19 protein-coding genes are annotated in these 17,607 nt (G+C 63.7%); 6 read left to right on the forward strand and 13 right to left on the reverse strand.

Translation table 11 applies throughout. The features are described 5' to 3' along the window. Positions 1 to 86: 86 nt before the first annotated feature. On the reverse strand, positions 87 to 1,625 hold the full coding sequence (locus Q3C01_RS12600) for a TAXI family TRAP transporter solute-binding subunit (RefSeq protein WP_458145646.1): 1,539 nt from the start codon (positions 1,623 to 1,625) through the stop codon (positions 87 to 89). Positions 1,626 to 2,022: 397 nt separating this feature from the next. Between Q3C01_RS12600 and Q3C01_RS12605 the strand changes: the two genes are divergently transcribed. Both Q3C01_RS12605 and Q3C01_RS12610 read left to right on the forward strand, forming a co-directional pair. After that, on the forward strand, positions 2,023 to 2,370 hold the full coding sequence (locus Q3C01_RS12605) for a DUF3307 domain-containing protein (protein ID WP_458145743.1): 348 nt from the start codon (positions 2,023 to 2,025) through the stop codon (positions 2,368 to 2,370). A 127-nt stretch (positions 2,371 to 2,497) separates the two neighbouring features. Next, positions 2,498 to 2,896, forward strand: coding sequence for a hypothetical protein (locus Q3C01_RS12610; protein ID WP_458145647.1), 399 nt, complete (start codon positions 2,498 to 2,500; stop codon positions 2,894 to 2,896). 100 nt (positions 2,897 to 2,996) lie between these two features. Here the strand turns inward: Q3C01_RS12610 and Q3C01_RS12615 are convergent, their stop codons facing one another. Together Q3C01_RS12615 and Q3C01_RS12620 are read right to left on the reverse strand one after the other, a co-directional pair. Next, positions 2,997 to 3,323, reverse strand: a complete 327-nt coding sequence (locus tag Q3C01_RS12615; protein WP_458145648.1) for a YkgJ family cysteine cluster protein — start codon at positions 3,321 to 3,323, stop codon at positions 2,997 to 2,999. A 5-nt stretch (positions 3,324 to 3,328) separates the two neighbouring features. Continuing rightward, the gene (locus Q3C01_RS12620; protein WP_458145649.1) at positions 3,329 to 4,027 is read right to left on the reverse strand and encodes a helix-turn-helix transcriptional regulator; all 699 of its coding nucleotides are present in this window, start codon (positions 4,025 to 4,027) and stop codon (positions 3,329 to 3,331) included. A 113-nt stretch (positions 4,028 to 4,140) separates the two neighbouring features. Between Q3C01_RS12620 and Q3C01_RS12625 the strand changes: the two genes are divergently transcribed. Next, on the forward strand, positions 4,141 to 4,404 hold the full coding sequence (locus tag Q3C01_RS12625; RefSeq protein WP_458145650.1) for a hypothetical protein: 264 nt from the start codon (positions 4,141 to 4,143) through the stop codon (positions 4,402 to 4,404). A 38-nt stretch (positions 4,405 to 4,442) separates the two neighbouring features. After that, complete coding sequence (locus tag Q3C01_RS12630; protein ID WP_458145651.1) at positions 4,443 to 5,171, forward strand: glutathione S-transferase family protein; 729 nt, start codon at positions 4,443 to 4,445, stop codon at positions 5,169 to 5,171. A 145-nt stretch (positions 5,172 to 5,316) separates the two neighbouring features. On the opposite strand, the gene Q3C01_RS12635 is transcribed toward Q3C01_RS12630, so the two are convergent. From Q3C01_RS12635 to Q3C01_RS12675, 9 genes are all read right to left on the reverse strand, one after another. Further along, positions 5,317 to 6,468: an ABC transporter substrate-binding protein gene (locus Q3C01_RS12635; protein WP_458145652.1), complete on the reverse strand. Its 1,152-nt coding sequence runs from the start codon at positions 6,466 to 6,468 to the stop codon at positions 5,317 to 5,319. A 92-nt stretch (positions 6,469 to 6,560) separates the two neighbouring features. After that, on the reverse strand, positions 6,561 to 6,977 hold the full coding sequence (locus Q3C01_RS12640; protein ID WP_458145653.1) for an acyl-CoA thioesterase: 417 nt from the start codon (positions 6,975 to 6,977) through the stop codon (positions 6,561 to 6,563). An 11-nt stretch (positions 6,978 to 6,988) separates the two neighbouring features. After that, positions 6,989 to 7,750 (reverse strand): SDR family NAD(P)-dependent oxidoreductase, encoded by a 762-nt coding sequence (locus tag Q3C01_RS12645; RefSeq protein WP_458145654.1) that lies wholly within the window; start codon positions 7,748 to 7,750, stop codon positions 6,989 to 6,991. Positions 7,751 to 7,775: 25 nt separating this feature from the next. Beyond that, positions 7,776 to 9,659 carry a feruloyl-CoA synthase gene (locus Q3C01_RS12650; RefSeq protein ID WP_458145655.1) on the reverse strand — a complete coding sequence of 628 codons (1,884 nt, stop codon included), beginning with the start codon at positions 9,657 to 9,659 and terminating at the stop codon, positions 7,776 to 7,778. Further along, positions 9,656 to 10,465 (reverse strand): crotonase/enoyl-CoA hydratase family protein, encoded by an 810-nt coding sequence (locus Q3C01_RS12655; protein ID WP_458145656.1) that lies wholly within the window; start codon positions 10,463 to 10,465, stop codon positions 9,656 to 9,658. The genes Q3C01_RS12650 and Q3C01_RS12655 overlap by 4 nt, the downstream gene beginning before the upstream one ends. 442 nt (positions 10,466 to 10,907) lie before the next feature. Then, positions 10,908 to 11,369 carry a DUF3237 domain-containing protein gene (locus Q3C01_RS12660; RefSeq protein WP_458145657.1) on the reverse strand — a complete coding sequence of 154 codons (462 nt, stop codon included), beginning with the start codon at positions 11,367 to 11,369 and terminating at the stop codon, positions 10,908 to 10,910. Positions 11,370 to 11,379: 10 nt separating this feature from the next. After that, positions 11,380 to 12,699, reverse strand: coding sequence for a TRAP transporter large permease (locus Q3C01_RS12665; protein ID WP_458145658.1), 1,320 nt, complete (start codon positions 12,697 to 12,699; stop codon positions 11,380 to 11,382). Between the two features lie 2 nt (positions 12,700 to 12,701). Beyond that, positions 12,702 to 13,211, reverse strand: coding sequence for a TRAP transporter small permease (locus Q3C01_RS12670; protein WP_027521323.1), 510 nt, complete (start codon positions 13,209 to 13,211; stop codon positions 12,702 to 12,704). A gap of 112 nt (positions 13,212 to 13,323) precedes the next feature. After that, a complete protein-coding gene (locus Q3C01_RS12675; RefSeq protein ID WP_458145659.1) occupies positions 13,324 to 14,340 on the reverse strand; it encodes a TRAP transporter substrate-binding protein in 1,017 nt (338 codons plus the stop codon). Between the two features lie 259 nt (positions 14,341 to 14,599). Here Q3C01_RS12675 and pobA point away from each other — a divergent pair, with 259 nt between their 5' ends. Next, on the forward strand, positions 14,600 to 15,769 hold the full coding sequence (pobA, locus tag Q3C01_RS12680; RefSeq protein ID WP_458145660.1) for a 4-hydroxybenzoate 3-monooxygenase: 1,170 nt from the start codon (positions 14,600 to 14,602) through the stop codon (positions 15,767 to 15,769). A 352-nt stretch (positions 15,770 to 16,121) separates the two neighbouring features. Continuing rightward, positions 16,122 to 16,541, forward strand: coding sequence for a PaaI family thioesterase (locus tag Q3C01_RS12685; RefSeq protein WP_458145661.1), 420 nt, complete (start codon positions 16,122 to 16,124; stop codon positions 16,539 to 16,541). A 122-nt stretch (positions 16,542 to 16,663) separates the two neighbouring features. Here Q3C01_RS12685 and Q3C01_RS12690 read toward each other — a convergent pair whose 3' ends face one another. Beyond that, a complete protein-coding gene (locus tag Q3C01_RS12690) occupies positions 16,664 to 17,548 on the reverse strand; it encodes a LysR family transcriptional regulator (RefSeq protein WP_458145662.1) in 885 nt (294 codons plus the stop codon). Positions 17,549 to 17,607 lie beyond the last annotated feature (59 nt).

The following is a 17,607-nucleotide window of genomic DNA, read 5'->3' on the forward strand; positions in this document are numbered from 1 at the left end:
CGCGGAGGATCAACGGTTGCAGGTCAAGTCAGTTCCAGGTCGGCGACGCCGTCACGCGCGCGGGTTCCTCGCGTCAAGGCCAGGCCTCATGCGCTGTGTGCGGTCTTCACCACCACCACGTTGGTGTCGTCATGCGCAGTGGCTTCGCGCCCCGAGGCCTCGCCAGGCTTCTCTGCATCGCCCGCGTGCCTCTCAGCATCGCCTGCGTGCCTCTCGGCATCGCCTGCGTGCCTCTCGGCATCGCCTGCGTGCCTCTCGGCATCGCCTGCGTGCCGCTTCAGGTGCTCGCGCCGCATGCCGAGATCGTCGCGGACGAATTCATAGCCAAGCTTGAACGTATCGAGCCCGTCGGTACTGATGGTGCCGTCTCTCAGTCCCACCACGGCTCTGCGCAGGATCGCTTCGAGCTCATCCGCCAGGCACTCGAGCTCATCGAGCGAATGGGCATGCTCGATGCGCTCGCCGACGTCGAGGATGGCGGTGGACAGCTCGCTGGCCTTCTCCGGTGCGATCCTGGTGATCTTGGCGTAGATCGCCGCGAAGATCGAGCCGATGACGCTGAGCGCGCCGGCGCCCAGATACATCATGTCGCTGTATTTATCCATGAACGACTTGGTGTCGTCGTTGATGTAGTCGGCCGCGCCCTGATGCGCCATGACGAAGGCGTCCTTGTCGACGGAGGCCGGCTCGATCCGGGTGGCGAACCCGTTTTCGAGGCCGAGCTCGGATTTGTTCTCGTAGAGGATGCGCGCGAGGTCACCGGCGGTGGACAACGACATCTTCGACTGCGCGACCAGCAGCCATTCGAGCCCGATCGTGTCTAAATCGTCGTCGGGAATCTCCGGTGCGGCCGACAGCGTGCCCGCCGTCAAGGTCTCCTCGGAAATGCCGGGAATCTTGCGCGTCAGCGCCTTGGCCTCGTCGATGGCGTTCAGTGTGAAGCCGCCGCGCTTGGCGACCTGCTCGTAGGCCTTGTCGCGGACCGCCTTCGAGGCGTGGACGATGGCGATCACTGCGGAATAGCCACTCGCGGGCGCCAGCAGCTTGTCCAGCGTTACGCCCTGCGGGGCCATCTGCACGCGTGCCGCGGCGTCCGGCGTTTCGGGAACATCGAGAATGCTGCGGACGAAGGCGAGCGACGAGTCGTTCTCGGCGAGCACCGCGACCTTCTTCTTTTTCAATTCCGCGAGCGATTTGACCTTCTTGTTGCCGGGGCCGAGCAGCAGCACCACATCATGCTCGAGGAGGGCGAGCGCGCGCGCCCGCGGCGGCACCTTGCCGTCGGTGCGCAGGATGGCGAGATCGGCCTGCTTGCGGTCGAATTGGGCAATCGCCTTGGCGTTGTCAGGATTGTTGACGATCTTGATCCGGAACCGCGAGGCATTGTTCTTGAGCACGGCGGCGAGCTTGGTGGCGAAGCGTGCCTCGTCGCTGTTGGCGTCACCGACGGCAAAGATCAGGGTCTCCGAATTGCGCAGCATGGCCCGGCCGCCCCAGACGGTGGCCAGCGACAGGATCAAGGTCAGCACGACATAGAGCACGACCTGCTGCTGATTGGTCTTGATGACCTTCGGGCGCGACGGTGGGGACTGTTCGGTCGATGACATCTGGCCTTCGGCACTCATGGCTGGCCTTATTCCGTTGCCAGGTGGCGGCCGGCTTGCCGGCAAAGGCCGCCCGAAAATTCGTAAACGCCTGAAAAAGTACGATAATCCTCTACTTGGGGATGATAGCTCTCCGGCCGCAGAATGCAAATTTCGAGCCGTGGGTAATGTTACTGCGAGGGAGCGCCGGCAATTGGTCCCCATCGTCGTTGGGCCACACCTTGTGATTTTCCGGTTCCTTCCGGGGTGCATTCCGCCGCGAGAGATGTCATAAAAGCGCGATCTCGGCGATTTGGCCGGGCCCAAGAAGAAGTCGCACTGAACGCTCTATTTTTTCTTCCACGTTCAATGAGGGCGTCCAGCTTTGTCGTTTCCACCCATGTCATCGGCGGTTCCGGTCGAAGCGCTCATTGGCTGGATGCTGCTGCTCACCTTCAAGCACATCATCGCCGACTTCGTCCTTCAGACCGCCTGGATGGCGCACGGCAAGGACCAGAAGCACGGCTGGGCTCTGCCGCTCCTGGTGCACTGCCTCGTTCACCTTGCGGTTGCGCTGCCGCTGATCCTGATATTCGCGCCTAAATTCTGGTTCGTCGCCCTGGTTGATTTCGCGATCCACATCACGGTCGATCGGGCCAAGGGGTTGGTCTCGGCCAATTTCGGCGTCAACCAGGAGCATCCCTGGTTCTGGACCTTGATCGGCGTCGATCAGGCGCTGCACCACCTCACCGGTTTTGGGCTGTCGATCTTCATGGCGGCGAACTGAGCCTGCCGGCTTTTGGCCGCGTTCCGATTCGGAAACGAGGCGCAAGACCCCGGGACACTACCGGCCTGTGTGGTTAACCTTTCGTTAGAGAATTGCGCGGCATCTTCGGCATACGAGGAGAATCGCAATGTTTTCAAGCCGAGACGCCTACGAAAGCGATTTCTGCCCGGTCCGCGACGAGCTCCTTGGCGAGATGTATCGCGCCAGCGAAAGCGGCCTGCCGAGGCTGGTTGAGAGTGTTGCCCCCGAGGCCCGCGCCAGGCTGGCCTTGTTCTGCTATCGCCGCAGCCACCTGCATTCGCTGGCGGTCGCAATTGCCGCAAGCTGCACGGAGCGCGAACTGATCGAGAGCGGCGGGCGCGTCGGCTCGACGCTCTACGCGCTGTCGCGTGAAAACACGACCAAGGCGTCGCCGTCGCCGTCTGGCAACCGCAAGCCGATTACGCTGTCGACCAAACCGCTTTCGGTGCTCGCCCCACTCGAGGACGAACTCGACGACGATCTCGCTGAAGCGGTTCCGGCTTAAGTTCTTTGTTGGCGCATGATCTCTGCGCAAACGCGTGCCGCGTTTGTCGCGAGGGAAAACCGCTGCACGCTTTGCGCTGACGCGGCCCTTCGGGTCCGGATCATACGCTGACCTCGATCACCGGCAGTCCGAACTTCCGCCGCGCCATCGCGCATTCGGCATCGCCCGGCATGCAGGTACGGCACACCTCCGGCCGCACGGCATAGATGCCGCAGGCGGTCGCATCGCCGATCTTCCCTTTCAGTGCCGAACAACGATCGCCGTCGCAGCGCATGCCCGATTGCCGCTCGTTGACGAAGGCTTGCGGGATAGCTGCGAGCTCCGCCTCGCTCTCCATCGAGAAGCGCGGCCAGTTCGCCGAATAGGCGCAGCAGGCGCCGCAAGCCTGGCAGAGCTGCGATAGGTCGATCGCGGAATTCTGGTCCATGTCGCTCAATTGTCCTTCGGCGGCCCCCAGACCAGGCTCTGCCGCCACTTGGCGCGCAGCACGTCGCGCCGCTCCGGATATCTCTCGTCGAGATAGGCCGCATCCACCACACGGTCGGTGCGGAAGCTGCGGAAATCGCTGCGCAGCTCGCACCAGGCTGCGAGCAGCCGCACGGCCTCGAGATAGCCGACCGCAATCGGCCAGATCGTGCGCTGGCTGTCGCGGCCCTGCTCGTCGCGATAGCGCAGGGTGATCTTCTTGCCCTCATGAATTTGAGTGCGCGTGCGCACCATGTCCATGCGGTCGGGTTCACGATTCCAGCTCGGCCGCGCGCGGCTTGCCGGCTCCAGCACGAAGGGACGCAGGCGCTCGGGCACGGTGTCGGCGATCTTCGCCATCAGATCTTCGGCGGCGCGCGCCAGCGCCGTGTCAGCGTGGCCGGCAACCCATTGCGCTCCCAGCACCGCCGCTTCGATCTCGTCGGGTGTCAGCATCAAAGGCGGCAGGTCAAAGCCCTTTTCGAGGATGTAGCCCATGCCGGCCTCGCCGCGGATCGGAACACGCTGGCCGATCAGCGTTGCGATGTCCCGATAGACGGTACGCTTGGAGGTCTCGAGCTCGGCCGCGATCGCGTCTGCCGTCTGTGGTTTGCGGCTGCGTCGGAGTACCTGGATGATCTGAAACAGCCGGTCGGCACGTCTCATGACACGTCTTCCGATTTGGCGCCGTTTAAAATCCGACGCGCGGATGCTGACAGGATGTTGGCAGCAGGGGAGTTCTATACCGGGACAACACTTCGAATGAAGAGGATTTGTCCATGATGCTCCCCACCACCTTCAGCCAGGCGAGCCCGCTGTGGCGGGTGCAGGCCTTGCTGCAAACCTTCACTCTTGGCCGTCTCGGCGCGTTCGATCTCATGTTCGTCGACCTTCGTCTCGCGATCGTCGCTCTGATCGCGCGCTCGCTATTCGGGGCTGCGGAAGCCGTGGTTCGCCACGTCATGGGCCGCGCCTGGCAGGGGGCCCGTTTCGCGCAGCATATCACGGCTGCTGCCACCATGGTGGCAGCAGCCAGTCGTTAGGTTCCAACAACTCTTTCGGGGGATCAGGAGCAATTTGCATGATCACGCTTTACGGCTTTGGCGTCGGCTTCGGCCTGCCGGAAATCAGCCCCTTCGTCACCAAGACGGAGGTGCAGTTGAAAATGGCAGGACTGCCCTATCGGAAGGAGCGGGCGATGCCGCCCGCTTCGCCCAAGGGGCAGCTGCCGTTCATTGACGATGACGGCGAAGCGGTCGCCGATTCCACCTTCATTCGGGCGCATATCGAGCGCCGCTATGGTTTCGACTTCGACGCCGGCCTGTCGTTGCAGGAACGCGCGCAGGCCTGGGCCTTCGAGCGCATGATCGAGCATCACGTCTATTGGGGGCTGGTCGGCGCGCGCTGGGTGGACCCGGTCAATTTCGCCAAGGGCCCGGCGCATTTCTTCGACGGCGCGCCGGAGCACAACCGCGAGAAGCTGCGCGAGGACGCGCAATTCCGCGTCGCCGAGAACTACCTGCTGTCGGGTCTCGGTCGGCATGCACCCGATGACGACGTCGATCTCGCCGTGCGCTCGCTGTTCGCGCTGTCCGTGCAGCTCGGCGACAAGGCCTATCTGATGGGCAACAGGCCTTCAGGCGTCGACGCCACGGCCTTCGGCGCGCTCGGCGGAATCCTGACGCCGTTCTTCGAATCCAAGCTGCGCGAGCGGGCGGAAGAGTTTCCGAACCTCACCGCCTATGTCGACCGCATGATGGATCAGTACTATCCGGATTTCGCATGGACGAAGCTGCGGGAGGCGGCGTAGCGCATGTAGGTCAAAGTGCTTCCGCAGACGCGGGAGAGGGAGCGCACCGGCGTCGCGTTTGCAGTCGATCTCTACGGCAACGTGAGAAAAGAAAAGAGCCGACCCTTAGGGGCCGGCTCTGGTCGCGTTCGAATGATCGCTGCTCTCACTTCACCAGCTTGTACTTGCCGTTCGTCACCGTGAGCAGGATGCGCGAGCGCTCGTCGAGGCCGTAGCGATCCTTTTCGGTGAAGTTGTAGACGCCCTGGCTTGCGGCCAATTCCTTCTCCGACAGCATGGCCTGGCGGATCGCCTCGCGGAATTCCGGCGTGCCGGGCTTGGCGGTTTTCAGCGCCGTCGGAATGATGCGCTTCAGGAGCTCGAACGCATCGTAGGAGTGGCCGGCGAACTGGCTGCGGCTGTTCGGGCCATACTTCGCTTCATAGGCGGTGTTGAGTGCAAGGCCCGGCTTCTTGGTCTGCGCTTCGTCCGGCTGGTCTTCCGGATCCATGACGGGTCCTGAAGCCATCAGCACGCCTTCCGCCGCCTTGCCGGCGATGCGGATGAAGTCCATGCTCGCCGCACCATGGGTCTGGTAGATCAGGCCCTGATAGCCGCGCTCACGCAGCTCGGTCTGCGGCAGTGCCGCCGCGGTGCCGGACGCGCCGACCAGGATCGCGTCGGGATTGGCGGCGACGAGCTTCAGCACCTGTCCGGTCACAGACGTATCGGGACGCGCGAATCGCTCCTCGTCCGCGATGGTCATGCCCATCGGCCCGGTCTGCGCCTTCAGGTCGTTGAACCAGAGGTCGCCATAGGAGTCTGAATAGCCGATATAGCCGACCGTCTTCACGCCCTTGGCCTTCATGTGGTCGTACAGCACCTTGCCCACGATCGGGATCGGCTGCGGCATCGCGACCGACCACTTCATGCGCTCGGGGGTGATCGGGAAGGGGGCGAGGCCGAAATGCGGAATGCCGGCTTCGTTCGCGACGTTGGAGACAGCGATCGTCGGCGGCGTGAGCGCCGAGCCCATGATGATGTCAGCCTTGGATTCCGTGACGAAGCGGCGCGCGTTGGTGGTCGCGGTGGTCGGATCGCCGCCGTCATCGAGCACGATCACCTTCAGCGGCACGCCGGCGATTTCCTTCGGCACGAACTCCAGTGCGTTACGCTCGGGAATGCCGAGCGCCGCGCCCGGGCCGGTCGTGGTGGTGGTGATGCCGATGGTGATTTCGTTGGTCTGGGCCATCGCGGGCAGTGCTGGCAGGGCCAGTGTCGCCGCCGCAATAGCGGCGCTCAGGTAAAAGCGTTTCATCTATTCCTCCCTTAAGGTGTGCCTTTGAAAGCAGACTTTGTGATCGAATTCAGCCCCGTCTTTGGGCGGTGCGGCGATTTAGCTCCAGAAATCTAACCCACGAATTTGGCCACCATTTCCGGCGGAAACGGTGCGGATTTCAGCTTGTCGGGATTGGCTGGGTCGCGGCCGACGAGGACGCGGGTCTCGAAGGCCTCGATCGCCAGGGCGTCGCCCTTGTACACGTTGTGCTTCACCTCGAAGCTCGAGCGCTTGATGCTCTCGATCTTCGTCTCGATGGTGATCCAGTCGCCATGGGTCGACGGGATGTAGAACTTCGCCCGCGTGTCGACCATCGGAATGCCGACCAGTCCGTATTTGTGGACCAGGTCCTGTTTCGAGAAGCCGGCCTTCTCGAACAGGACCGAGGTCGAATCGTCGAACATCGAGAAGTAGCGCGGGTAATAGACGATGTTGGCGGGGTCGCAGTCGCCCCACTGGATCTGGACGTCGCGCCGATGAACGAACATGTGTGACGGCTCTACTTGGGCGCCATGCGCAGCGAGCCGTCGAGCCGAACCACCTCGCCGTTGAGATACGCATTCTCGACCATGTGCAGCGCGAGCGACGCGAACTCGTCGGCGTTGCCGAGCCGGCGCGGGAACGGGATCGCGGCGGCGAGCGAGTCCTGGGCCTCCTGCGGCAGGTTGGCGAGCAGCGGGGTGAGGAACAGGCCGGGTGCGATGGTCAGCACGCGGACGCCGAACTGTGCGAGTTCGCGTGCGATCGGCAGCGTCATGCCGACGATACCGCCCTTGGACGCCGAATAGGCGGACTGGCCAATCTGGCCGTCATAGGCCGCGACGGAAGCGGTGTTGATGATGACGCCGCGCTCGCCGCTCGCCTGCGGCTCGAGCTTGGACATCTCGGTGGCGGCAAGACGCAGCATGTTGAAGGTGCCGATCAGGTTGACCTTGATCACCTTGTCGAAATCGGCAAGCGCCATCGGACCATCGCGGCCGACCACGCGTTTGGCAACGCCGATGCCGGCGCAGTTGACGAGCACGCGGGCCGGGCCGTGGGCCTTGGTGGCTGCCGCGATCGCGGCTTCGGCCGAGGCGGCGTCGGAAACGTCGCACGTCACGGCCACGCCCTTGATCTCTGCCGCGACGGTTTCGGCGAGCTTGGTGTTGAGGTCGCAGACCGCGACCTTGGCGCCCTGCGCCGCCAGCTTGCGTGCGGTCGCCGCACCCAGTCCCGATGCACCGCCGGTGACGATGGCTGCCTGATCCTTCAACAACATGGCGTTCTCCTTTGGCGGATTGTTTCTAGGCGACCGATATCACACGGTCCGATGGATTTGCAGCATAGAGCTCGTCAATCAGTGCGGTGCGATGCTCGAGCACGGCGCGCTGGTTGATCGAGCCTTTGTCGGTAACCTCGCCCTTGTCGATCGAGAGCGGCATGTCCAGAAGGATCGCGCGGGTGATCCTGGTCGAGGAACCGGTGGCCGAGCCGAGGAACTGGGTGAGGCGCTCGCGGAACGCCTCGCGGACCAGGCGGTCGCGTGCGGTGACGACGAGATCGTCGGCTGGTAGTGTCGGGTTGATCAGGCGGCAGCCATCGAGATCGAGCACCACGAGCGCGGAAATCTCGTCGCGGTTGATGCCGGCGATGATGACGTCGCGCACCAGCGGCGCGCAGGCCGCTGTGAGGCGCGCGCGCAACGGGCCGACGCTGACCCAGGTGCCGCTCGCGAGCTTGAAGTCCTCGCTGACGCGGCCGTCGAAGTCGAAGCCGGCATTGAGATCATTAGGGTTGGCGGGCTTCAGCGCATCGCCGAGCTTGTAAAAGCCTTCCTCGTCGAAGGATTTTGCCGTGACTTCGGGCTGGCGCCAGTAGCCAGGCATGACGTTCGGGCCCTTGCAGCGGACTTCCAGCTTGCCGTTATTGGGCACGAGCTTGGCATCATTGCCGGAGACGGGCAGGCCGACATGGCCGGAGCGGCTGGTGCGTGGATTGACCGACATGAAGAACGGCGCGGTCTCGGTAGCTCCCAGGCCCGTCAGCATCGGGATGCGATAGCCCTTCTCCTTCACCGCGAGCTCGTCGAGGCTGTCCCAGACGAAGGGCGAGAGCGCCGCGCCCGAGAAGAACATCGCATGCAGGCGGTCGAAGAACTTTGCGCGCAGGCCCTGGTCGTCGCGCAGATAGGGCAGCAGCGATTCGTAACCTTTGGGGACGTTGAAATAGACCGTCGGCGAAATCTCCTGGAGATTGCGCACGGTCTCCTCGATGCCGCCGGGCACCGGCTTGCCGGCATCGAGATACATCGAGCCGCCGTTATAGAGCGTCAGGCCGATATTGTGGTTGCCGCCAAAGGTGTGATTCCAGGGTAGCCAGTCGATGATGACCGGCGGTTCGTCCTTCAGGAACGCCAGCGTCTCGCGCAGCATCACCTGGTTGGCGCAGATCATGCGCTGGGTGTTGATGACGGCCTTGGGATTGCCGGTCGAGCCCGACGTCAGCAGGAATTTTGCGATCGTGTCCGGGCCGATTCTCCCATGCAGCTCGTCGAGCGCGGGATGGATCGGCGTCGCCATGAGGTCGGCGAGCAGGGTGACGTCGCGCCCCGGCACCGTGCCGTAGGACGCAGCGATCTCGGTGCCGAGCGAGACGTTGGTAGCAAGCGCGTCCGCGAACTTGTCGGCGTCCTCGGCAAATACGAGGCCCGGCGTCAACAGCTTCATGAGATAAGAGAGCTTGCCGTAGTCCTTCGAGACCAGCGAATAGGCCGGCGATACCGGGCAGAAGGGCACGCCGGCGTAGTACGCGCCGAAGGCGAGCAGCGCATGGTCGATCGAATTGCCGGAGAGGATGACGACCGGCTTCTCCGCCGACAAGCCACGCTGGATCAGGCCGGAGGCGATGTGCCGGCTCGCGGTGAGGAGCTCGGCATAGGTGATCTTGCGCCAGCCCCGGCCGCCTTCGCGCTCGGCCATGAAGACGCGGTCCGGTGTCGTCTTCGCCCAATGATGCAGGCGGTCGGTGATACGCACCGGATAGTCGCCGAGCGGCTGTCTTGGCCGCAGGTAGATCGTGCCGTCATCGCGCCGCTCGATGTTGACGACGGGATCGCCGAACGAGATCGGCCGCAGCGGGGAGGTGCTCGCGCCGCGCTCCGTGGTGGAAGAGGACGGCTGTGCGCTCATGACTTGGGCTTCACCTTGGCGGTCTTGTGCTCGAGGAACTCGCGGATCCGGCGCTTGGCTTCCTTGTCGCTCTGGGCAACCGTCGCCATCAGCGATTCCATCAAGAGGCCGGTCTGCGGATTGGCCTCGGCGATCATCGGGAGCGCCTGGAGCACGGCGAAATTCGTCAGCGGCGCATTGGAGGCGATGCGCGCGGCGAGTTCGAGCGACTTCGTCAGTGAGCCGCCCTCCTCGGTCAGGTATTGCGCAAAGCCGTAGGAGGCGCCTTCGGTCGCCGAATAGACGCGGCCGGTCAGCATCATGTCCATCATTCGCGCGACGCCAATCAGCCGCGGCAGCCGCACCGAGCCGCCGCCGCCGACGAAGATGCCGCGCTGGCCCTCCGGCAGTGCGTAATAGGTCGAGGGCTCGGCAACGCGGATATGCGCGGCGCAGGCCAGTTCCAGCCCGCCGCCGATCACGGCGCCCTTCAGCGCCGCGATCACGGGCACCCGGCTGTACTGGATGCGGTCGAACACCCGGTGCCACATCTGGGAGTGCAGGAGGCCGCCGGTGGCGTCGTGGTCGGTCAGCTCGGACAGATCGAGGCCGGAGGAGAAATGGTCGCCAATGCCATGGATGACAACCGCGCCGATGTCATCCGGCAGCGTCGCAAAGCAGTTGCTGATCTCGTGAATGATGCCGTCATTGAGCGCATTGCGCTTGGCAGGCCGGTTCAGACCCACGGTCAAGACCTTGTCCGCCCGCTCGATCTTGAGCAGCGCATCAGGTCCCGCGGCTGCGGTATCGGCGTTTCCCTGTGTCATTTGCGTCCTTTTCAGAATAGTTATGTTGTATAACGAATTTCGAGGGAGTCAATATGGAAGGGCGGCCGTGGGCGGACCGGAGGTCAGGGGCGGTAACGAGGCGCCCCATTCTCGCCGTCGTCCCGGGCGAAGGCCGGGACCCCCGCGCGAGCGCTTGCGCTCGTCGAGATAACCCCAGGGAGACGTTTGGCGAAGGCTCGCGGCCCGAGTTTCCCCCAACAACTCTATCCTGGGGTTATGGGTCCCGGGCTCGCGACTTTGTCGGCCCCGGGACGACCAGCGGAGTGTGAGGCGCTGCCGTTGCAATATCGTCGTCATTGCGAGCGCAGCAAAGCAATCCAGGGTCTTTCCGCGGAGGAATTCAGGATTGCTTCGTGGCTTCGCTCCTCACAATGACGAGGGGGCCGAATTGGGATCCAGTTGCAGCGCTCGCGAAAAAACCTCACATCACCTGATGCACGTCGATCACCACGCGGTCTGCGTGCCGCGCGGCTGAAGCCACGAAGATGTGCTGCATCAGCCAGCGGTAATTGTCGTGCCCGGTCTCGAACTTCGGTACGGTGCGGAAGTAGATCAGTTCGGGGTCGACGGGCTCGCCGCGCTTGAGCTTCTGCAGCAGGTCCACCGGGCCGAAGCGAATGCCCTTGTTCTCGACATAGACGGTGGCGCCGTCGTCGGTTTCGAAGGCGTATTTGGCCTCGAGGTCGATCAGCTCGCTCGGACGGATGATCTGGAAGTCGGCGCCGAACGGCAAGACCCTGCCGTTGATCGCGCCCCGTACCTCGCCGCCGATGATCGGGATGATGCGGCGGACACCCGTGCCGGTCTCGCCCGCGGTGACGACGTCACCGATACGGGCGGTGATGGTGAAGACGTATTTCGTCTCGAGCTTGGGCGTGGTCATCACGCCACCCCTAATGTGCCATCATTCGCGTCGGCAGCCAGGTCGCCAGCAGCGGGAAGGCGATCAGGATTACCAGCCGAACCAGGTCGGTGGCCACGAACGGGATCACGCCCTTGAAGATGGTGGAGAAGGACACGTCCTTCACCACGCTCTTGATGACGAAGACATTCATGCCGACCGGCGGATGGATCAGGCCGAGCTCGACGGTCATGACGATGATGACGCCGAACCAGATCGGATCGAAACCGAGATGCGTGATCACGGGGAAGATGATCGGCACCGTCAGGATAATCATTGCCATGGCGTCCATCAGGCAGCCGAGCACGAGATACATCACCATGATCAGCGCCAGCACGCCGTAAGAGCCGAGGCCGAGACCGGTGAGGAATTCCGTCACCTTCTGCGGGGTCTGCGTCACCGTCAGGAAGTAGCCGAAGATCAGCGCGCCGATCAGCACGGTGAACACCGCGGCCGCGGTGCGCGTTGCCTGCAGGAGCGAGGCCAGAATCTTCTCGCGATCGAGCCGCCCCGTGAGCACGCCGATGATGAAGGCGCCGGTGGCGCCGACGCCGCCGGCTTCGGTCGGCGTGAAGCGGGGCAGGAATGGCAGGCCGTAGAGGCCGCCGATCACGAACACGAACAACAGGACCGGGGCCCAGATGTCCTTGAGGCCCGCGAAGCGCTCGTTCCACGGCAGCTTCTTGCCCTTGGGCAAAAAGTCCGGACGGACGTATCCGATCAGGCCGATGGTGATCATGTACATGCTCATCGCGAGCAGGCCCGGGATGATGCCGGCGATGAAGAGTTTTCCGATGTCCTGCTCGGTGATGATGCCGTAGACCGCGAGCACGGTGGAGGGTGGCAGCATCGCACCCAACGTGCCGCCCGCCGCGATCACGCCGGTGGCAAAGGATTGCGGATAGCCGAAACGGCGCATCTCCGGATATGCGACGGCGGAGAAGGTCGCCGCGGTTGCGACGGAGGAGCCGCAGATCGCGGCAAAGCCGCCGCAGGCGCCGACGGTTGCGATGCCGAGCCCGCCGCGCAAATGGCCGACAAAGCCGTTGGCGGCGCGGAACAGTTCGCGGCTCATGCCGGAATTGCTGACGAAGGAGCCCATCAGCAAGAACATCGGGATGACGCCAAAAGTGTAGTCGGTGACCGTGCGCATCGAGGTCTGGCCGACGAGCTTGAGCGCCGGCGTGGCGCCGACGAGGTAGGAGAAGCCGGACACGCCGACGAGGCCCATGGCCATGCCGACGGGCACGCGCAGCAGCATCAGGGCGAACAGGGAAACGAAGCCGATTACGGCAACGGCGTCGGTGCTCATGATTACTCCGTCGCCTTCAGCTTGGGATCGTGCATTTCTTCGGGATGGAAGATCAGCCGGTAGGTGCGGATCGCGATCAGCAGCACCGCCGAGACATCGCCGATCCAGGCGATCGCGAAGAACGGCCAGGTCGGCATGTGCATATCGAAGGTCTGCACATTGTCGTTGTAAGTGCCGCGAACCTTGTCGAACAGCGTCCAGGTCTGCACGGTGACGACGAACAGCAGCACTAGGGTTGCGAACACGTCGATCCAGCGTTGATAGCGCGGGCTTGAATTGGCCCAGATCAGGTCGACCGTGATGTGCGTGCCGCGATAGGAAGTCGCGGCAATGCCCCAGAAGATCAGGATGCCGAGCAGCATGCGGCCGATGTCGAAGCTGTCGGGGATCGAATAGTTCAGCGTGTTGCGCAGCAGGACAGAAACGAAGATGTCGAGCGCGACGAGGCCGACGAAGCCGGCCGCGATCCATTCGATCGTATCGATAAAGCGATCCATCCAGGCGCGCTTCATGGGGAGGAATCCTATTCAAGAGTCAGGCGTGCCGCTGCTGTAGCCGCGACCGAACTGCTTCCTCCCCCGCAAAGCGGGAGAGGTACAGCGAGTTCGCGGCGATAGCTTGCCGTCACTCCGCCAGCGCGTTGTATTTCTTCAGCGAGGCCTTCAGCTCGGTGAGCGCTGCGTTCGGATCAGTGCCGGTCTTCTTCACGCCCTCGCCCCAGGTCTTGACCAGTGGCTCGGCGGCCTTCTTCCAGGACGCGGTCTGCTCCGGGTTGAGCTTGTAGACCTCGTGACCTTCTTCTGCCTTGATCTTGTCGATGCCGGCATCCTCGAACTTGCCCCAGTGCTCGCCGACCACGCCGGCCATCTCGGTCGTGCAGTTCTTGTCGATCGCCGCCTTCTGCTTGTCGGACATCGCGTTGTACTTGTCCTTGTTCATCACAAAGGCGAACGTCGTGACATAGAGCGGCGCGTCCATGTGATACTTCGTCACCTTGTCGATGCCGAACAGCAACATCGAGCCCCAGGGGAAGGTGACGCCGTCGGCGACGCCGCGCTCGATGATGTCGCGCACTTCGGGCGCGGACGACTGCACATTGGTGCCGCCGAGCGAAGTGACGAAATTCGCCATGGTGGCGTGGGCGGGGCGGATCTTCAGGCCCTTCACGTCCTCCGGCACCACGATCTTCTTGGTGCGGGAGTGGAAGGAGGAGGGCGAGTGGACGAAGGCGAGACAGAATTTGACGTCCTTCATCTCCTTCTCGGCATATTTGCGGTACCAGGCATCGAGCCCCATCGAGCCGCCCTTGGCGTCCGAGACCAGAAACGGCAGTTCGCCGGCACCGATGATCGGGAAGCGGCCGGGCTGGTAGCCGGGATTGACGTAGGTGACGTCGGCGATGCCGTCGCGCGCCATGTCGTAATGATCGAACGCCTTGCCGAGCTGCTGCGCCGGGAACACCTTGCTCTTGATGGTGCCGCCGGAGTCCTTCTCCACCGCGGCTGCCCAGTCCTCCAGCGATTTCTGGAGCGGATGCGAGGCCGGCACCCAGTGCGAGATCTTCAGGTCGAAATTCTTGTCCTGCGCGAAGGCAGGCGACACGCTTGCTGCCAGCAGCAACGCCAGACAGGCTTTCCTCATCGCTCGTCTCTCCCTGTTCTTGACCGCAGGCTGCTTCGGCCCGGTCTCGTTAGTTAACATGTTATATAATTGGATCGCGCGTTCAAGCCGGAAGTGGCAGCGCTGCTGCTTTCGTCTCGCGGAAAGCCGTCACCCGGATATCGCGCTGCGGCGAATGGCACTCCCCTTTGCTCAAACGTTATATGTTATAATTATCGCGCGCGGACGACGGCGACAAGCAAGCTCGCGCCGCACCCTACAGGATCGGAAGGAGCAAGTATTGCGGACAAAAGTCGCAATCATCGGTGCTGGGCCGGCGGGACTGCTGCTTGGCCAATTGCTGCACAGCTATGGCATCGACAATGTCATTCTCGAGCGGCAGAGCCCCGACTACGTGCTCGGGCGCATCCGCGCCGGCCTTCTCGAAGAGGGAACCGTCGCGCTGCTCGACGAAGTCGGTGCGGGAGGGCGCGCGCATGCCGAAGGCCTCTTGCATGAGGGCATCGAGCTTGCCTTTTCCGGCCGTCGTCACCGTATCGACATGAAGGCTGCGACCGGTAAGACGGTCATGATCTATGGCCAGACCGAGGTGACGCTCGATCTGATGAATGCGCGGAAAGCGACAGGGTTGACGTCGGTCTACGAGGCCAAGGACGTGCAGCCGCACGATTTCGACGGCAGTCACCCGCGCGTAACCTACGTCAAGGATGGTGTCAGTCACGAGATTTTCTGCGACTTCATCGCCGGCTGCGATGGTTTCCACGGCGTCAGCCGCGCCAGCGTCAAGCCGTCGGCGATCGAGGAGTTCGAGCGGATCTATCCGTTCGGCTGGCTCGGCATCCTCTCGGATACGCCGCCGGTCAGTCATGAGTTGATCTATTCCAACCACGCCCGGGGCTTTGCGCTCTGCACCATGCGCTCGACCAAGCGCAGCCGGCATTATGTCCAGTGCTCGCTCGACGATCACGTCGACCAGTGGCCGGATGATCGCTTCTGGGACGAGTTGAAGCGCCGCATCGACCAGGAGGCGGCCGACACCCTCGTCACCGGGCCCTCGATCGAGAAGAGCATTGCGCCCCTGCGCAGCTTCGTCGCCGAACCGATGCGCTTTGGCCGGATGTTCCTGTGCGGCGATGCCGCACACATCGTGCCGCCAACCGGCGCCAAGGGACTGAACCTCGCGGCGTCAGATGCGCACTACCTCGCAACCGCGCTCCGCGAATATTACGACGAGAAATCGAGCGCGGGCATCGACGCCTATTCCGCGACAGCGCTGGCGCGGGTCTGGAAGGCCGTGCGCTTCTCGTGGTGGATGACCTCGATGCTGCACAAGTTCCCCGACACCGGCACCATCGGCGCGCGCATCCAGCTCGCCGAGCTCGACTACGTCACGCAGTCGCAGGCCGCGATGACGTCGTTGTCGGAGAATTATGTGGGGCTGCCGTTTTAGGCACAGTTTGTAGGGTGGGCAAAGCGACTTGTCCGCCGTAGCTCGAAGAGCGAAGGCGGAAGCGTGCCCACCTCTTCTGTCGCAATCGCGGAGAGATGGTGGGCACGGCGCGATGCGCCTTTGCCCACCCTACGCATCGAAGGCTGCTTCCACATCGTCATTGCGCGCGCAGCGAAGCAATCCAGACCGCTCCGTGGAAAGATTCTGGATTGCGTTGTCGCTGCGCTCCTCGCAATGACAGGGGCGGGCGTCCGTTTCAAACGCCCGCGCAAATGTCGTTTAAAACTTTGTAGGTGATGCATCCGTCGCGTCCATCGCGTTCAATGGCGGCAATCAACGACGCGAGACGCACATGACGACCACCGCCGTTCCCGACGGCTTCGAGCCGCATTTCCGCAAGAGCCCGCTCACCGATCCCTGGGAGCCGCTCTATTCAAAACGCACAGAGAAGGCCGTGATCGTCGGATTGCGGCTGGCAAAGCCGCACACCAACGCGCGCGGGCTCATCCACGGCGGCCTCATCGCAGCTCTTGCCGATGCCGCGATGGGCTATAGCTGCGCGCAGGTGACGGGCTGGACGACGTCGTTCGTGACGATCTCGCTCGCCGTCGATTACGTCGGCGCGGCCGAGATAGGCCAGTGGTGCGCGGTCGAGAGCGAGGTGATCAAGACCGGCAGCACGATCTGCTTCGCGCAATGCCTGATCAAGGCCGACGGCGCCGTGATCGCGCGCGCCAACGGCACGTTTCGCGTCGTGCCGAAGAAGGAGTGAGCTCTCGTGTCCCGGACGCGGTGCGGCGCGAAGTGCCGCTCCGCAGAGCCGGGACCCTTGAGGCATGGGCCCCGGCTCTGCAGCGCATCACTGCGTGCTGCGCCGCGTCCGGGGCACGAGAGTTAGCCGAACCGCCAGTTCGTCGTCTCCACCACGAGATCGATGAACGCGCGCACCTTGGCCGAGAGCAGGCGCGAGGTCGGATAGACGATGTGGATCGGCATCGCCGGCAGCTCATACTTCGCCAGCACGATTTTCAGGCGCCCGCGCCTCAAGCCCTCGGCGGCCTGATAGGCCAGCACGCGCGTCACGCCGCCGCCGGCTTCGGCATATTGCAGGGCCGCGTCGGCGCTGTTGCTGATGAAGCGGGGAGAGGGCGTTACCTCGATCTCGCGGCCGTCGAGCAGGAAGCGTCGATCGGTCGCCGGGCCGAACTGGATGGTCTGATGCTCGAGCAGCGCCTCCGGCGTCTTCGGTTCGCCGTACCGCTTGAGATAGCCGGGCGAGGCCACGACGATGCGCCGCATCTCGCCGACCTGGCGCGCGACCAGAGACGAGTCGGCGAGATGGCCGATCCGCACCGCGGCATCGACGGCGTCTTCCACGAGGTTGACGAGATGATCCGACAGCCTGAGTTCGCAGGCGACTTCGGGATAGCGCTTGAGATAGGTGGTCATGACCGGCCCGACATGGAGCCGGCCGAACCCGACCGGTGCCGAGACCACGAGACGTCCGCTCGGCCGATTGCGCTCCTCCCGCGCGGAGCCGTCGGCCTCCTCGACATCCGCGAGGATCCGCCGCGCACGTTCGAGATACCGCGTGCCGACGTCGGTGAGTGTCACGGAGCGCGTGGTCCGCTGCAGCAATCGCGCGCCAAGATGCTCCTCCAGCGAAGCGATCAGCCGGGTCACCGCCGACGGCGACAGCCGCAGCTTGCGCGCCGCCTGCGCAAAGCCACGCAATTCGGCGACGGTGACGAAGGCGTGCATGGCCTCGAGCCGGTCCATGACCATTATTGCATATATCGCAATGATGAAGTGTCAAGCAGGTCGATTGTTTTAGTCCG

The sequence above is a fragment of the Bradyrhizobium sp. UFLA05-109 genome (assembly GCF_054185165.1).

Coding starts and splice junctions, on each gene's coding strand:
- Q3C01_RS12640 (WP_458145653.1), bottom strand. CDS start 6,977: ATGTTCGTTCATCGGCGCGACGTCCAGATCCAGTGGGGCGACTGCGAC.
- Q3C01_RS12600 (WP_458145646.1), bottom strand. CDS start 1,625: ATGAGTGCCGAAGGCCAGATGTCATCGACCGAACAGTCCCCACCGTCG.
- Q3C01_RS12620 (WP_458145649.1), bottom strand. CDS start 4,027: ATGAGACGTGCCGACCGGCTGTTTCAGATCATCCAGGTACTCCGACGC.
- Q3C01_RS12655 (WP_458145656.1), bottom strand. CDS start 10,465: ATGACACAGGGAAACGCCGATACCGCAGCCGCGGGACCTGATGCGCTG.
- Q3C01_RS12685 (WP_458145661.1), top strand. CDS start 16,122: ATGACGACCACCGCCGTTCCCGACGGCTTCGAGCCGCATTTCCGCAAG.
- Q3C01_RS12610 (WP_458145647.1), top strand. CDS start 2,498: ATGTTTTCAAGCCGAGACGCCTACGAAAGCGATTTCTGCCCGGTCCGC.
- Q3C01_RS12605 (WP_458145743.1), top strand. CDS start 2,023: ATGCTGCTGCTCACCTTCAAGCACATCATCGCCGACTTCGTCCTTCAG.
- Q3C01_RS12645 (WP_458145654.1), bottom strand. CDS start 7,750: ATGTTGTTGAAGGATCAGGCAGCCATCGTCACCGGCGGTGCATCGGGA.
- Q3C01_RS12650 (WP_458145655.1), bottom strand. CDS start 9,659: ATGAGCGCACAGCCGTCCTCTTCCACCACGGAGCGCGGCGCGAGCACC.
- Q3C01_RS12660 (WP_458145657.1), bottom strand. CDS start 11,369: ATGACCACGCCCAAGCTCGAGACGAAATACGTCTTCACCATCACCGCC.
- Q3C01_RS12690 (WP_458145662.1), bottom strand. CDS start 17,548: ATGGACCGGCTCGAGGCCATGCACGCCTTCGTCACCGTCGCCGAATTG.
- Q3C01_RS12630 (WP_458145651.1), top strand. CDS start 4,443: ATGATCACGCTTTACGGCTTTGGCGTCGGCTTCGGCCTGCCGGAAATC.
- Q3C01_RS12625 (WP_458145650.1), top strand. CDS start 4,141: ATGATGCTCCCCACCACCTTCAGCCAGGCGAGCCCGCTGTGGCGGGTG.
- Q3C01_RS12635 (WP_458145652.1), bottom strand. CDS start 6,468: ATGAAACGCTTTTACCTGAGCGCCGCTATTGCGGCGGCGACACTGGCC.
- Q3C01_RS12615 (WP_458145648.1), bottom strand. CDS start 3,323: ATGGACCAGAATTCCGCGATCGACCTATCGCAGCTCTGCCAGGCTTGC.
- Q3C01_RS12665 (WP_458145658.1), bottom strand. CDS start 12,699: ATGAGCACCGACGCCGTTGCCGTAATCGGCTTCGTTTCCCTGTTCGCC.
- Q3C01_RS12670 (WP_027521323.1), bottom strand. CDS start 13,211: ATGAAGCGCGCCTGGATGGATCGCTTTATCGATACGATCGAATGGATC.
- Q3C01_RS12675 (WP_458145659.1), bottom strand. CDS start 14,340: ATGAGGAAAGCCTGTCTGGCGTTGCTGCTGGCAGCAAGCGTGTCGCCT.